Annotated in this window: 17 protein-coding genes; 14 read left to right on the top strand and 3 right to left on the bottom strand. The window is 60.2% G+C overall.

Translation table 11 applies throughout. The features are described from left to right. Window positions 1–47: 47 nt before the first annotated feature. From GX181_04650 to GX181_04585, 14 genes are all read left to right on the top strand, one after another. Window positions 48–491: an OmpH family outer membrane protein gene (locus tag GX181_04650; protein NLM71238.1), complete on the top strand. Its 444-nt coding sequence runs from the start codon at window positions 48–50 to the stop codon at window positions 489–491. 92 nt (window positions 492–583) lie between these two features. After that, window positions 584–1,423: an HAD family phosphatase gene (locus GX181_04645; protein NLM71237.1), complete on the top strand. Its 840-nt coding sequence runs from the start codon at window positions 584–586 to the stop codon at window positions 1,421–1,423. A gap of 194 nt (window positions 1,424–1,617) precedes the next feature. Further along, entirely contained in the window at window positions 1,618–2,880 is a 1,263-nt protein-coding gene (locus GX181_04640) for an ABC transporter substrate-binding protein (protein ID NLM71236.1), read from the top strand. A gap of 78 nt (window positions 2,881–2,958) precedes the next feature. Continuing rightward, on the top strand, window positions 2,959–3,819 hold the full coding sequence (locus GX181_04635) for a branched-chain amino acid ABC transporter permease (GenBank protein NLM71235.1): 861 nt from the start codon (window positions 2,959–2,961) through the stop codon (window positions 3,817–3,819). 6 nt (window positions 3,820–3,825) lie between these two features. Next, window positions 3,826–4,824: a branched-chain amino acid ABC transporter permease gene (locus GX181_04630; protein NLM71234.1), complete on the top strand. Its 999-nt coding sequence runs from the start codon at window positions 3,826–3,828 to the stop codon at window positions 4,822–4,824. Continuing rightward, entirely contained in the window at window positions 4,824–5,600 is a 777-nt protein-coding gene (locus GX181_04625) for an ABC transporter ATP-binding protein (GenBank protein ID NLM71233.1), read from the top strand. The genes GX181_04630 and GX181_04625 overlap by 1 nt, the downstream gene beginning before the upstream one ends. Continuing rightward, window positions 5,587–6,291, top strand: coding sequence for an ABC transporter ATP-binding protein (locus GX181_04620; GenBank protein NLM71232.1), 705 nt, complete (start codon window positions 5,587–5,589; stop codon window positions 6,289–6,291). The genes GX181_04625 and GX181_04620 overlap by 14 nt, the downstream gene beginning before the upstream one ends. Window positions 6,292–6,440: 149 nt before the next feature. After that, entirely contained in the window at window positions 6,441–6,938 is a 498-nt protein-coding gene (locus tag GX181_04615; GenBank protein NLM71231.1) for an adenosine monophosphate-protein transferase, read from the top strand. 43 nt (window positions 6,939–6,981) lie between these two features. Beyond that, on the top strand, window positions 6,982–8,211 hold the full coding sequence (locus tag GX181_04610; protein NLM71230.1) for an ABC transporter substrate-binding protein: 1,230 nt from the start codon (window positions 6,982–6,984) through the stop codon (window positions 8,209–8,211). A 55-nt stretch (window positions 8,212–8,266) separates the two neighbouring features. After that, window positions 8,267–8,632 (top strand): transcriptional regulator, encoded by a 366-nt coding sequence (locus GX181_04605; protein ID NLM71229.1) that lies wholly within the window; start codon window positions 8,267–8,269, stop codon window positions 8,630–8,632. Between the two features lie 99 nt (window positions 8,633–8,731). After that, entirely contained in the window at window positions 8,732–9,070 is a 339-nt protein-coding gene (locus GX181_04600) for an anti-sigma regulatory factor (protein NLM71228.1), read from the top strand. A 46-nt stretch (window positions 9,071–9,116) separates the two neighbouring features. Beyond that, on the top strand, window positions 9,117–10,430 hold the full coding sequence (locus tag GX181_04595; GenBank protein NLM71227.1) for a 4Fe-4S dicluster domain-containing protein: 1,314 nt from the start codon (window positions 9,117–9,119) through the stop codon (window positions 10,428–10,430). A gap of 2 nt (window positions 10,431–10,432) precedes the next feature. Then, on the top strand, window positions 10,433–10,774 hold the full coding sequence (locus GX181_04590; protein ID NLM71226.1) for a serine kinase: 342 nt from the start codon (window positions 10,433–10,435) through the stop codon (window positions 10,772–10,774). Next, complete coding sequence (locus tag GX181_04585; protein NLM71225.1) at window positions 10,771–11,535, top strand: PHP domain-containing protein; 765 nt, start codon at window positions 10,771–10,773, stop codon at window positions 11,533–11,535. Before GX181_04590 ends, GX181_04585 begins: the two co-directional genes overlap by 4 nt. Here the strand turns inward: GX181_04585 and GX181_04580 are convergent. The 3 genes from GX181_04580 to GX181_04570 form a co-directional block, all read right to left on the bottom strand. Then, complete coding sequence (locus GX181_04580; GenBank protein NLM71224.1) at window positions 11,448–12,137, bottom strand: bifunctional phosphoribosyl-AMP cyclohydrolase/phosphoribosyl-ATP diphosphatase HisIE; 690 nt, start codon at window positions 12,135–12,137, stop codon at window positions 11,448–11,450. The genes GX181_04585 and GX181_04580 overlap by 88 nt on opposite strands. 5 nt (window positions 12,138–12,142) lie before the next feature. Further along, entirely contained in the window at window positions 12,143–12,913 is a 771-nt protein-coding gene (hisF, locus tag GX181_04575; protein ID NLM71223.1) for an imidazole glycerol phosphate synthase subunit HisF, read from the bottom strand. Beyond that, window positions 12,910–13,179 (bottom strand): 1-(5-phosphoribosyl)-5-[(5-phosphoribosylamino)methylideneamino] imidazole-4-carboxamide isomerase (locus tag GX181_04570; protein ID NLM71222.1); only part of this gene is annotated, 270 nt, incomplete at its 5' end. The genes hisF and GX181_04570, both read right to left, overlap by 4 nt.

The raw sequence follows: 13,179 nt of genomic DNA, 5'->3' as shown, positions 1-13,179 counted from the left end.
CTTCTTAGGGGTAAAAAGAATAGCAAAAAAGTCGAGGAGGTAGTTCGATGTTCTTGAGAAAACGCATAGGGGTTCTTCTGTTAATGGTGTTCATCTTCTCCGTCTTGACGGTCGCGGTCGCTTCCGCGAACGAGAAGATCGGCGTGATAGATTCTCAGAAGATCATATTTCAGCACCCGAAGTTCGAGGGTGTCACAAAGCAGCTGCAGCAGATAAGCTCCCAGAAGGAAAACGAGACGAGGCTGGCGATGGAGAAGGAGCCGGATCAGAATAAGAAGGCCCAGATCTTCAATGCCAAGAGGAGCGAGCTGGCCCAGGAGGAGGCCCGCCTGATGCAGCCGATCTTCCAGGAGGCCCAGGTGGCCGTCAGGACAGTGGCCAGGCTCAAGGGCCTTACCGTCGTCATCGAGCAATCCGCTGTCTACTTCGGAGGCATCGACATCACCGACGACGTCATCCAGGAGCTCAAGAAGAAGGCGGCCGGCAAGTAGACCCACCTCGGCGAAAAGACATCATCGAGTTCAAGGGCCCGCTTCTCCGTTTCTCGGGGATACGGGCCCTTTTCATGGAGGATGAATACCAGATGAAGCTAGTGGTTACGGATATCGACGAGACCTTGTCCATAGGAAACGACATCTCGCCGGAGGTTGTGTCCGCCTGCGAGCGCCTTCGCAAAAATGGCTGGGACATCATGGTGGCGACCGGCAGAATGCTCGCCTCCTCTATGCATCACGTAAGAGCGACGGGGACGGAGTTGCCCGCGATCGTCTACAACGGGGCCAGGGTTATGGATCACAGGACACGCAGGCCCGTCTTCGAGACACCAATGGATCCCGGCCTGGCCCACGAGGTCCTCAAGGCAGGCTGGGACTGCCCAGTCGAGCTTCAGGTGGTAGGCGACGAACTCGCCTTCTGCAGGGAGGATGATCACATAACGGGCAGCTACCTCACCGGGTCCGGAATCACCGTGGAGGCCTCCTGCGAGGCGCCTTTCACTCCTGACCAGGTCTTCCGGGTGCTCTTCTACGGCGAGAGAAAGCACATACTGCCGCTGGAACGGAAGATGAAACACAGTTTCGGAGACAGGGCCGAGATCATGCAGGCGGGCGAGGGATACCTCGACGTGCTGTCCCCGGGAGTGTCCAAGGGGTCGGCTCTGCGGAGGTGGCTGGATTCACTCTCGGAGCGTCCAGAGATCGTCGTAGCCGTGGGTGACCATCATAACGACGTGGAGATGCTGAAGGAGGCCGACCTGGCGGCTGCGCCGCTTGACGCCACTCCCGAGGTGCTCTCCGTTGCGGACATCGTGATGCCCTCGGCCTTTGACGCGGGCTTTGCCCGTCTCGCAGAATGGCTGCTGAGGATGGACGAAGAGCGAATTCCGAGGGCGGCAGGGATGCCTGGGAACAAGCTGTACGTCTGACGCGATGCCGATTCGCACCCCTTTAACTAAGCAACGTCGGATTGACAAAACCGCCTCGTGCTAATACTATCGTTTGGTAACAGGAGTCGACGGTTGCCCGATGGAAGGGGGTGGCTCAGGCTAAGCCGTGATCCAGAAGTCGTCTCGGGCATCCGCATAACAGATCTATCCACTTGAAGGAGGAATGCAGTCTTATGCTCAGGAAAATCGCTTTCACCATTGTAGTATGTGTGCTAGGCGCTCTTCTCTTGGCCGGAGGCGCTGTGGCCGAGGAGAAGGTAATCAAGATCGGCACTCTCTTCCCGCTGACCGGTTCGTCGGCCGTTTCCGGACAGAACTGCCTGAACTCCGTTCTCGCCGCGGCCGAGCTGATCAACGGCGCTTACGAGGATTTCAACGTTCCCCTAGCGGCGAAGGCCGGCCTGCTGGACGGATACAAGATCGAGATAATCAAGGCCGATCACCAGGGCAAGCCCGATGTCGCGAAGTCCGAGGCGGAGCGCCTGTACAACCAGGAGGGCGTCTTCGCCATCATAGGCAGCTATAATAGCGCGGCCACGAAGCCCGCCAGCGCGGTGGCCGAGCGGGCCAAGAAGCTCTTCCTATGCGGGGCGTCCAGCTCCGCCGCGCTCACCGAGAGGGATTACAAGTACTTCTTCCGCCATGCCCCGACCGACGCCATCGAGGCCACCGAGTTCACCGACTACATCACGTACCTCAACGAGGAGAAGGGTGCGGGGATAAAGACCCTCGGCCTCATCTACGAGAACACCGAGTTCGGAAAGCACGCGGCCGACGAGGGCAAGGCGGCGGCGGCGAAGATCGGTCTCGAGGTCGTGGCGGACGTCCCGTTCAACAACGGCGCGACCAACCTCAACAGCGAGGTCCAGACCCTCAAGGCGGCCAATCCGGACGCGGTCTTCGGTGCGGCTCTGGGCGGAGACTACTCACTGTGGGTGCGCACCATGAAGCAGGTCAACTGGCTTCCCAGGATCGCCATCAACTTCTGCACCGGCTACCAGAACCCCGCGGTCCAGAAGGAGCTCGCAGGGGACGGAGACTACTTCATGGGCGGAATGAGCTTCTCACCGGAGCTGGCGAAGGACTTCATGCCCGAGGCCCTGAAGGTGCAGGAGAAATTCTACTTCCCGCTCGCCAACCAGGAGTTTGACAGTGACTCCCTCCAGGAGGCCGTCATGCTGCTGGTCCTGGGCCAGGCCATTGAGATGGCCGGCGAGGTCGACACTGAGAAGGTCCGCGAGATACTTGCGACCGAGACCTTCGAGTCCCCCCTCTCCCTCAGCGGCGAGGTGGCCTTCGAGCCGGGCGGCCAGAACATCAAGGCCCTCAGCGTCATCACGCAGATCAAGGACCTTCAGTACAACACCATCTATCCGGAGAAGTTCCAGAACTCCGATCCAATATTCCCGATGACCCCCTGGGACGAGAGGGACTAGGCAGAATATTATCTGAATTGCACTGTTTCGAGGGGGCGGCATTTTGCCTCCCCCTTTTTTCAGGAGGTTGAGCGGATTATGAGCAGTTTTCTTCAGGTCCTTCTGGATGGCCTTCTCAACGGCCTTGTCTATGCGCTTGTCGCCGCGGGACTGAGTATGATATGGGGAGTTATGGACGTAATAAACTTCGCACACGGGGAGTTCCTGATGGTCGGGATGTACGTCAGCTACTGGATAGGCTTCTTTCTGAACGTGGACCCCCTCTTTTCCTGGATCGCGGCGGGTGTCTTCCTGTTTATCATGGGGGCGGCGACCTACAGGCTGATAATCAGGAACAGCCTCGGGAAGTCCGCCATGGCGCCTCTGCTTGCCACTTTCGGGCTCTCGATGGTTCTGAAAAACTTCTGCATGAACCGCTTCACCCCGAACTTCAGGCTGCTGTCCGGGACCATAATGGAGGGCAAGACCATCTCCCTGGGCGGCGCCATACTTTCCGTGCCTCAACTTGTGACCGCTGCCTTCGCTCTTGTCGTCCTAGCCTGCCTCTACTGGATGCTGAAGAAGACCAGGCTTGGATGGGCGATACAGGCAACAGCGATGGACAGCGAGGCGGCGGAGTTAATGGGTATCAGAACCGAGCATATCTATCTCATGGTATTCGGGATCGGCGGCGCCTGCGTCGGAATAACAGGGGGCATGATGACCTCATACCTTGCCGTCTACCCTGAGGTCGGGTCTCTGTTCAGCCTGATCGCGTTCGTCGTCGTCGCGCTCGGAGGTTTTGGAAGCATCCCGGGCGCCCTGCTGGCGGCGTTAATAATCGGGCTGGTGGAGTCCTTCACGGGCTTCTACATTGCCGCCGTGGTGAAGTACGCGGCGGTCTTCGCCGTCTACCTGGCGGTCATACTGGTTCGCCCGAGAGGGCTGTTCGGGTGGTGAGCGTGCATGAATACTAAAAAACTATCGGATAGACTATGGTACGCTCTTCTCGCTGGCGCGGTCGTCCTCCCGTTCATACCGGGCGGCGTGGAGAACACATTTCACGGTCACGTTCTGACGATGGTACTGCTCTATGCGGCCATGGCCCAGGCCTGGAACATCATCAGCGGCTACTGCGGGCAGACCTCCTTCGGACATGCCGTATTCTTTGGAATAGGCGCCTACGGTGCGGCGATGGCCGTGGTCCAGTACAACTCCCTGCCCTGGTTCGGCGCTCCCGTCGGGGCGCTGCTGGCCGCGGTGGTTTCGATACCGATCAGCGCTCCATGTTTCCGCCTGAAGGGGCACTACTTCGCCATAGCCACCTTCGCCATCGTCGAGATATTCAACAGGCTCTTCATGATCTGGAACTGGGTGGGTGGCGCGATAGGGCTCGACTACCCGATACTGGAGGACGGTTGGAGGAACTTCTCCTGGTCCTCCGACAAGACGGGCTACTACTTCGGGGCGCTCTTCCTCTTCGCGCTGATATTCGGCGTAGTGCGCTGGATCGACTCCCACAGGATGGGCTACTACCTTAGGGCGGTGCGAGAGGGACAGGAGACCGCCGAGTCGCTCGGGGTCAACAGCTCCGTGGTGAAACTGTCGGCCATGGCTCTGTCCGCCGGACTCGCGGGCCTCTGCGGCGCATTCTTCGCACAGTACAACTACAGGGTCGATCCTCCGATGGTGATGTCGCTTGACATGTCGATGAAGTTCGTGCTGATCACCATCCTCGGCGGACTGGGGACCTTCTGGGGGCCGCTTCTCGGGGCCGCGGTTCTGATACCGCTGCAGGAGTACACACGGGCCTACCTGACCCACCTTGGGTCCGGCATCGACCTGATAGTATTCGGGTTGATAATCATCGTCACGATGATCCGACAGCCTACGGGTATCATGGGGCTTATCCGCCGATTGGCGCCTCGCGAAGAGGATCCTTCCGCAAAGGGAGGTGACCTGTGATGGCCATACTGACAGTCAAAAACCTGACGAAGACCTTCGGTGCCCTCGTCGCCAACAACGACGTCTCGTTCGACGTGGAGAGGGGCTCGATAGTCGGCCTCATAGGACCCAACGGAGCGGGCAAGACCACTCTGTTCAATTGCGTGGCCGGTATGTACAGGCCGACATCGGGGAGGGTTTTCTTCGAGGACAGGGATATCACCAACCTGCCCTCGTGGAGGATCGCCAGGCTAGGGGTGGCAAGGACCTTCCAGGTGGTCCGTCCCCTGAGGGAGATGACCGTGATGGAGAATATCCTCGTGGGGGCCTACATGCGCACCGGCAATCCCGAAGAGGCCGCCTCCATAGCGGAAAGGTGCCTTGACATGAGCCTCTTGTCTCCCTATAAGAACCGCCGGGCAGGCGGGCTGACCATAGGGAACAAGAAGAGGCTCGAGGTCGCGCGTGCTCTGGCCACCGGTCCGAGGCTGATCCTGCTGGACGAGGCCGCCGCGGGACTGACCTCCAGCGAGACCAGGGAGATGGTGGAGCTGATCCAGAGGATGAAGGACGATGGCATCACCGTGCTCATGGTGGAGCACATAATGGAGGCTATAATGCCGATCGCCGACAAGCTCGTCGTGCTGAACGGGGGGGAGAAGATAAGCGAGGACGCCCCGGAGGCGGTGGTCAAGGACCCCGAGGTGATCAGGGCCTATTTCGGAGAGAAATACAGCAAAAGACTGCAGAGGGATTCGAAGGGAGTTGATAGCGATGGCCGCGATGCTCGAGGTTAAAGATATCCACTGCGGCTACGACGGCGCTCCCGTCATACGCGGCCTATCCCTGGAGGTGAACAAGGGGGAGATCGTGGCTATAATCGGCGCGAACGGCGCGGGAAAATCGACCACCATGCGCGCCGTGTGCGGGCTTATGCATCCGACACGAGGCCAGATCCTGTTCGAGGGAGAGGACATCACCAGGGCTCCCGCGTCGTCCAATGTCCGAAAGGGGCTGTCCTACATACCGGAGGGGAGAAGGCTCTTCCCCAAGCTCACAGTCAAGGAGAACCTCGAGCTCGGCGCCTTCATCCACGACGACCGGGCACTGATCGAGGAGAGGCTTGAGGAGATGTTCAAGCTCTTCCCCAGGCTGAAGGACAGGAGTGCCCAGACGGCCGAGACCCTGAGCGGCGGGGAGCAGCAGATGTGCGCCATAGCCAGGGGCCTCATGTCGGGACCCAAGCTCATAATGCTGGACGAGCTGTCGCTCGGCCTGATGCCGAGCCTGGTTGAGAGGGTCTTCGAGACGGTGGTCCTGATCAACGAGAGGGGCATCACGGTGCTGCTGGTGGAGCAGATGGTCCAGGAGGCGCTGGAGATAGCGGACAGGGGTTACGTTCTGCAGACGGGCAGACTGGTCCAGTCGGGCACGGCAAGGGAACTGCTCGACTCCGACGAGGTCAAGAGGGCTTACATGGGCATGTAGTCCCGGTCTAAGCAAACGATTCACAGACCGCCGCCGCAAGCTGGAACAGGCGGCGGTTTTCTATTTTTACAAGGTCTTTTCGTGACTAAACAAGCGGTACTGTTGTATCATATACTGCGCGAACAAAAACATTAGAGGAGGGATCGTCCGTGCCGGAGATAACAAAGTGGACGCTGGTTCAGCTGGCTTTCCCCGATGATTGCAATGTGATACTGGGTCAAAGCCACTTCATCAAGACAGTGGAGGATCTGTTCGAGGCCCTTGTGACCTCCTCGCCGACCCTCAAGTTCGGCCTGGCCTTCTGCGAGGCGTCTGGAGACTGTCTCATTCGCCATGACGGCAACGACGAGGAGCTGACGAGGGTGGCGGTGGACAACATGAAGGAGGTCGCGGCGGGGCACGTGTTCATCGTGGTGCTTCGCGACGGCTATCCTATAAACGTCCTAAACCGCATTAAGGACTGCCAGGAGGTCTGCCGGATCTTCGCCGCGACCGCCAACCCGATCCAGGCCATCGTGTGTGAGAGCGAACAGGGCAGAGGTGTCGCGGGGGTCATAGACGGCTTCCCTCCGAAAGGAGTCGAGTCTGAGAGCGACATCGAGGGCAGAAAGACCCTTCTGCGACGTATAATCGGATACAAGCGCTGATGATGGGGAGATTCGCTTGTTTCACGGACAGGAGGCGCAGGCCTTGAGCGACTCATGGGTGCGTCATATTTTCGCTCGCAAGGCGTTTAAAAGCTGTGTGATCGTGGCGACGGCCCTCTTTCTGTTCTCTTTCTTCGCCCTTCCCGCCCTCTGCGACCCGGGTGATATGATAATTGGGGTCGAGGATGGCTGGATCTGGCAGGTGGTGCTGCTGCCGCCGGACGAGGGATGGGAGAGCGACTCGGGGCGTTCGGCCCTGGCAGCCGTCAGGCTGGCTGAATGGGAGGTCATGGACAGCGCGGACGGGGTGAGCGGCCGCGACATCAGGTTTCACCAAGAGCCGCCGGTCGACGTGGAGACGGCCGCCGAGCGTGTGGCGGAGTGGAGGGAACGGAGCATCTCCGCCGTGCTCTCCTTCTCGCGGGGTGATGATATCGAGATCCTGCGTCCATTTCTCTCCGGCGCCGGGCCGATCCTGCTCTCCGCATATGGAGAGAGCGCGAACATCTACGACGAGGAGGGCGTGCCGGACCCGATGATATTCGCGCTTGACCTCTTCCGCGACTTTCGGGTCTCGGCCTTCGCGGCCTACGCCTCGGAGGTGCTTAAGGCAGGCGATGTAGTCGCATTGATGGCGGACAGGCTTGATCCGATGCTGGAGAGTTACTCCAGGCACCTCGGGGATATGCTGTCCGACAGCGGGTTTGTCTCCGAGCGCTTCTGGATACCCGGAGGAGGCATGGACTCGTTCCGGATGATAGAGTCCGAGGCCGTCTCGTCCGGCGCGGACGTCATGGTGACTTGGGCCGGCTCTATGGTCGTCCGCGATGTCTGGAGGGCTGCAAGACGGATGTCCAAAGGCTTCGAGATCTGGTACGGGGGCGCTCCGCATCGCATCCTTCTGCCCTTCGACGGAGTCCTCGTGGCCGACCAGGACTATCCAGTGAGGGCGGATGAGACGTTGAGCGGGCTCAGGAAGGAGATTCGGCGGCGGTTGAATATCGTGATAAAGGACGACGCCGCGGCGGGCAGGGCCTATGTCACGTGCGAATGGCTCTTCGACGCCTTCAGGCGCGCAGCCTCCCCTGTTCCCTCGGTCCTGGCCGGAGTCATGCCCGAGGTCGCGGGCCTGTTCCTCGGCACTCAGAGGATCTCCGTCAACCCCGCCACCCATCGCCCCTTAGAGAGGCGAGTTGCCTTCATGACAGTGGTGGAAAGGTCGTTCCATCCAGTGAGTACCCTGACTATCCGGGGGCCGGACTACCTGCCGTGAACAGCCCCCTCGATTCTTTCATGCTCCAGACAATGACAGAGGAAGGAGTATTACTATGATATTGCGTGAAATTGCTTCACTGATACGAGCGGAGGTGCTTACCGGCGAGGAGCTTCTGGACACGCTCGACATAGAGTGCGCATACGGCGCGGATCTGATGAGCGATGTGCTGGCGTTCGCTCGTCCCGGCTCGCTTCTGCTCACCGGGCTGACAAACATTCAAATTGTGAGAACGGCTCAGATGCTGGACCTTCCTTCGGTGGTCTTCGTCCGGGGTAAAAAACCCCAGGAGCCTGCGTTAAAGCTGGCCACTCAGATAAAGATGCCACTAATGCTGTGCCAGATGAGCATGTTCGAGTCCTGCGGTATTCTCTTCCAAAAGGGAATCTTACCCTGTCATATTCCGAACAGAGGGGTGTGACACGTGGGGCAGGAACCGTATGTCGAGGAGTACGCCATCCAGGCGGGAGATTTTTTTGCGATAGGAGAGGCGTCTACCAAGTTCAAAACGACACTTAAAATGCTTGGAATCCCCTCGGACCTCGTGCGCAGAGCCTCTGTAATAGCATACGAGGCCGAGATGAACGCCCTGATACATGGCGGAGGAGGGCTTTTACGCCTGACCGTGAACGATGATCGCCTCCTGATTGAAGCGTCGGATTCAGGTCCTGGCATTCCAGACGTGCAGCTGGCGATGCAGGAGGGGTACTCCACCGCCACGGACGAGATAAGAGAGCTGGGCTTCGGGGCGGGAATGGGACTGCCGAATATTCAGAGGAACGCCGATGCGATGGAGATCGACACGGAGGTGGGAAAGGGGACCAAGCTCAAAGCCACGGTGGTCTTCAAGCGATCCTGATTGAACCATGGCTTGAGGCCCCTTACAGTAAAGGAGTGTGTACTTTATGTCCGGAGGAATTAAAATTACCGAATCCCGGTGCCGCGGATGCGCAAACTGTATAAGGTCATGTCCCACGGAGGCTCTCCGAGTGATTGACGGGGTCGTCAAGCTCATTCCGAATCTGTGCATAGACTGCGGAGAGTGCATCCGCAGCTGCAAGGACAAGGCGATAACTGTCAACGACGACGAGTGGGATCTCATCAAGAACAGGGAGGGCCTGGTGCTGATGGCGGACCCGGCCTTCTACGTGCAGGCGGGTGCCTACTCGCGTCCGCGCCTGATGATGGAGGCGCTGGAGCTGCACGGCTACCAGGACCTGTCGGAATGGGCATCGCTCGCATTCGACGTTTCCGCATTCGCCTCCGTTAAGATCATCCAGGAGGGGGGCGACAACCTCCCCTATATATCCACCTACTGTCCAGCTGTCATAAGGCTTATCCAGATGAACTACCCCGAGCTGGTCGGACGAATCCTTCCCGTGGAGTCGCCTCTCGAGACGGCTGTCGCCATGTGGCGCGAGGAGACGGGCGCCAAGGAGAACGTCACGTTGGTCTCCCCCTGCCCCGCCAAGGCGACCCTGGTGCGCAACCCGGTTGGCAGAAAGCGCAGCTCGCTTGAATACGTGGTAAGTGTGCGCACCGTGATACGAGACATGCTGGCCTGCAGCGTAAAGGTCACGGGCGCAAAGGCCAGGCCGGGCAGCGGCAGATGGCTTCTGTGGTCGACCTCCGGAGGCGAGTCGAAGCACATCTCCTCCTTTTTCGACAAGGGGTTCACCTCCATCTCCGTCTCCGGCCTGAAGAATACGCAGGATCTGCTCAACGAGCTGGAGCTCGGGCGCCTTGCGGGCGTGGACTTCATCGAGTGCAGGGCATGCGATCTAGGCTGCTTCGGAGGGACCGGCACCTACGAGTCGCGCTTCCTGTCGCAGCTGCGCCTCGATACCGTCGATGCGGAGTGGATGCCGACGAGCGAGGAGATGGAAAGGATCCGCGCCTGGCACGAGAAGGGCGTCTGGAGACTCACGGCTCCCATCGTGGCCAAAGAGCGCCTTCCCCTGTCCAAGGACATCAAGGAGGCAATGGCTAAGCTGAGGGAGATGGACGCGATATACGCCGACCTACCGCACATCGACTGCGGCGCATGCGGCCGCCCTTCGTGCAGGGCCCTGGCGGAGGACATCGTAAGGGGATATGGAGATGTCTCGGACTGCGTGTTCAAGATGCGCGAGAGGATTACGCAGCTCAGCGAGGAGATCCAGTCTCTCTCCTCGAAGCTGCCGCACACCCTTCATCCTGGAAGAAAACGGAGGAAATAATCTTGAAGACAAGGGACGTGCTTGAGACGACCGAGGCGGAAGTCTTCGTTGAGGGGGACCTCGACAGGGAGCTCAAGGGCGCGATATCGGGCGACCTTCTCAGCTTCATAATGGCCGAGGCCCAGGAGGGATGGCTGTGGATAACGATACACACCCACATCAACGCCGCCGCGGTCGCTGTGCTGAAGGAGGTCCCGTTCATCCTGGCGACCTCGGGGAGGACGCCGGACAAGGCATTGACCGAACGATGCGCCACGGAGGGGATAACACTTGCAGTGACCGGTTTCTCATCGTATGACGCCGCAGGGGTGCTTTGGGAGGCCGGCCTGAAAAGACCGTCATGAGCTTTTTGCCCTACTGGGTCGATCTTCATCTTCACACGGTGCTGTCCCCCTGCGGCGAACTCGAGATGGGAGCGCCGGAGATAGTCGCTGCGTACCGCGATGCCGGTATCTCCCTCTGCGCCGTGACGGACCACAACGATATAGCCAACGCCCCCGCGATACGGGAGGCAGCAGCGGGCGACCCGGTGGTGATAACCGGAATCGAGGTGCAGTCCGTCGAGGACATACACGTGGTCGTCCTGTTCCCGGACGACTCGGTCGCAAAAAGCTATAGGGAGTGGCTGTGGCGGGAGATGCCGCAGATAGAAAACGACCCGGACGTCTTCGGGTATCAGCTGGTGATAGATCGGGACAACAACATACTCGACGAGCGGGAGACCCTGCTGGTCCAAGGCTCGGGCTACTCGGTCGACGACGTCGCTCTCGAGGCGTGCGAGAGGGGGGCGCTGGTGATACTGGCTCACCTGGACCGCCCCTCCTTCTCCTACGAGGCCGTGCTTGGAAGGGTGCCGGACGACTTCCCCTGCCACGCACTGGAGCTGTCGCCCGCCGTCTCACACGCCGCCTTCGAGGAATATTGGAAAGAGAGGTATCCCGACAGGCTCTTCATCCGCTCCTCGGACTCCCACCGTCTTTCCACCATTTCGAAGGACAGGTGTACCGTGATGATGCTTCAGGCGCCCTCCTTCGCAGAGGTCGAGCTGGCGCTCAAGGGGCTCGAGGGCAGGGAAGTCCTCTGTCCCTGGGTCGGGGCGCCGTGACGGCGCTCAAGCTCGGCCCATACGTCCCTCGGGGTCAAGCCGGTCGCCATCAGGGCGACCATCAGGTGGTAGACCAGGTCCGCAGCCTCGAGGACTGTCTCCCCTGCGTCTTGGCAGGCCACCGCCAGCGCCGTCTCGACCCCTTCCTCGCCCACCTTCTGGGCCACCCGCCTGGTGCCGCCAGACAGGAGCCTCGCGGTGTAGCTCTCGGACGGATCGCTGCTCTTTCGCTCCTCCAGGAATCGCCATAGGACGCCGGGGAAGGTTCCCCTGCCCTCGCACTGAGGCGTTAGCAGCCTGAAGAAACAGGATCGCTCCCCCGTGTGACAGGCAGGGCCCGCAGGCTCGACGAGGGCCAGGAGCGAATCCCCGTCGCAGTCCGCCCGCAGCTCGACCAGTCGCAGCCTGTTCCCGCTCGTCTCTCCCTTGACCCACAGCTCGCTCCTCGACCTGCTCCAGAAGGTCATGTCCCCGGTGGCCTCGGTCGCCTCCAGGGACTCGCGGTTGGCCCACGCCATCATCAGGACCTCTCCTGACAGCACGTCCTGGACGATGACGGGGATGAGCCCTCGCGAGTCGAAGTTCAACCGGACAATGTCCATGCCCATCACGAGGCCTCGCGGGCAGAGCGAACAGGTACACCATGCCTGGCCAGGTACCCTTTCAGCTCGCCTATGCGTATATCTCCGAAATGAAATACCGAGGCGGCCAGAGCTCCGTCGCACCCCGCGAGAAATGCATCGAGGAAGTGCTCCATGCGTCCCGCTCCCCCCGACGCGATTATAGGTGCGGGCACCGACGATACCGCCTTCGATAGCAGGTCGAGGTCGTATCCGTTTTTATCCCCGTCCCGGTCGATCGATGTCAGCAGTATCTCGCCACAGCCGAGCCTGACTCCCTCCCTCATCCACTCGAACGCATCCAATCCGGTCGAGAAGCCGCCGCCCCCGGTAAAGACCTCCCAGCCTCCGGATTCGTTCCTCCTCACATCGACCGCAAGGACCACCGATCCCCTGCCGAGAGCCTCGACGCACTCGCCTATCAGGCCAGGCCTTTTGACCGCCGCACTGTTTATCGAGATCCTTCTCGCACCGAGCGAGACCAACTCCTGCGCCTCCTCGGCCGACGAGATGCCTCCTCCGATTACGAGAGGAATGGAGGCGATCCTCGATACCTCTGATATCCAGCTCCTCCTCCGGCCGCGGTCTTCACCGCCAGCGGAGATGTCAAGCACCACAAGCTCGTCCGCCCCCTCCTCCATGTAGAGCCTCGCCATCTCCACCGGGTCGCCGGCGTAGCGCATTCCCTCGAAGCAGACGCCTTTTACGGTCCTTCCGTCGAGGACGTCAAGGCATGGGATGATGCGGCGTCCTTTCATAAACGAGCCTCCTCAAGGGCGGATGAGAGAGATATCCTCCCCTCGTAAAGGGTTTTCCCGAGCACGACCCCGGAAAGCCCGGCATTTTTCAGGACCCGAAGGTCGTCGATGGAGGACACGCCCCCGGCCGCGATTATCTCTATGTCGGGATAGTCGGCCTTCAACCCTCGGTACAGTTCGACGTCAGGCCCGCTTTCCGTGCCATCCTTGTGGACCGCGGTTATTAGGAACAGACGAAACCCGATGATCCTCAGACGCTCTATCAG

It is taken from the genome of Synergistaceae bacterium, from assembly GCA_012521675.1.
Classification (GTDB): Bacteria; Synergistota; Synergistia; order Synergistales; family Aminobacteriaceae; genus JAAYLU01.
Note: the sequence above shows the minus strand (reverse complement) of the source record. Positions and strands in the feature narration are given on the sequence as shown.

Coding starts and splice junctions, on each gene's coding strand:
- GX181_04640 (NLM71236.1), top strand. CDS start 1,618: ATGCTCAGGAAAATCGCTTTCACCATTGTAGTATGTGTGCTAGGCGCT.
- GX181_04630 (NLM71234.1), top strand. CDS start 3,826: ATGAATACTAAAAAACTATCGGATAGACTATGGTACGCTCTTCTCGCT.
- GX181_04645 (NLM71237.1), top strand. CDS start 584: ATGAAGCTAGTGGTTACGGATATCGACGAGACCTTGTCCATAGGAAAC.
- GX181_04625 (NLM71233.1), top strand. CDS start 4,824: ATGGCCATACTGACAGTCAAAAACCTGACGAAGACCTTCGGTGCCCTC.
- hisF (NLM71223.1), bottom strand. CDS start 12,913: ATGAAAGGACGCCGCATCATCCCATGCCTTGACGTCCTCGACGGAAGG.
- GX181_04600 (NLM71228.1), top strand. CDS start 8,732: ATGCTTGGAATCCCCTCGGACCTCGTGCGCAGAGCCTCTGTAATAGCA.
- GX181_04605 (NLM71229.1), top strand. CDS start 8,267: ATGATATTGCGTGAAATTGCTTCACTGATACGAGCGGAGGTGCTTACC.
- GX181_04585 (NLM71225.1), top strand. CDS start 10,771: ATGAGCTTTTTGCCCTACTGGGTCGATCTTCATCTTCACACGGTGCTG.
- GX181_04595 (NLM71227.1), top strand. CDS start 9,117: ATGTCCGGAGGAATTAAAATTACCGAATCCCGGTGCCGCGGATGCGCA.
- GX181_04635 (NLM71235.1), top strand. CDS start 2,959: ATGAGCAGTTTTCTTCAGGTCCTTCTGGATGGCCTTCTCAACGGCCTT.
- GX181_04580 (NLM71224.1), bottom strand. CDS start 12,137: ATGGACATTGTCCGGTTGAACTTCGACTCGCGAGGGCTCATCCCCGTC.
- GX181_04650 (NLM71238.1), top strand. CDS start 48: ATGTTCTTGAGAAAACGCATAGGGGTTCTTCTGTTAATGGTGTTCATC.
- GX181_04620 (NLM71232.1), top strand. CDS start 5,587: ATGCTCGAGGTTAAAGATATCCACTGCGGCTACGACGGCGCTCCCGTC.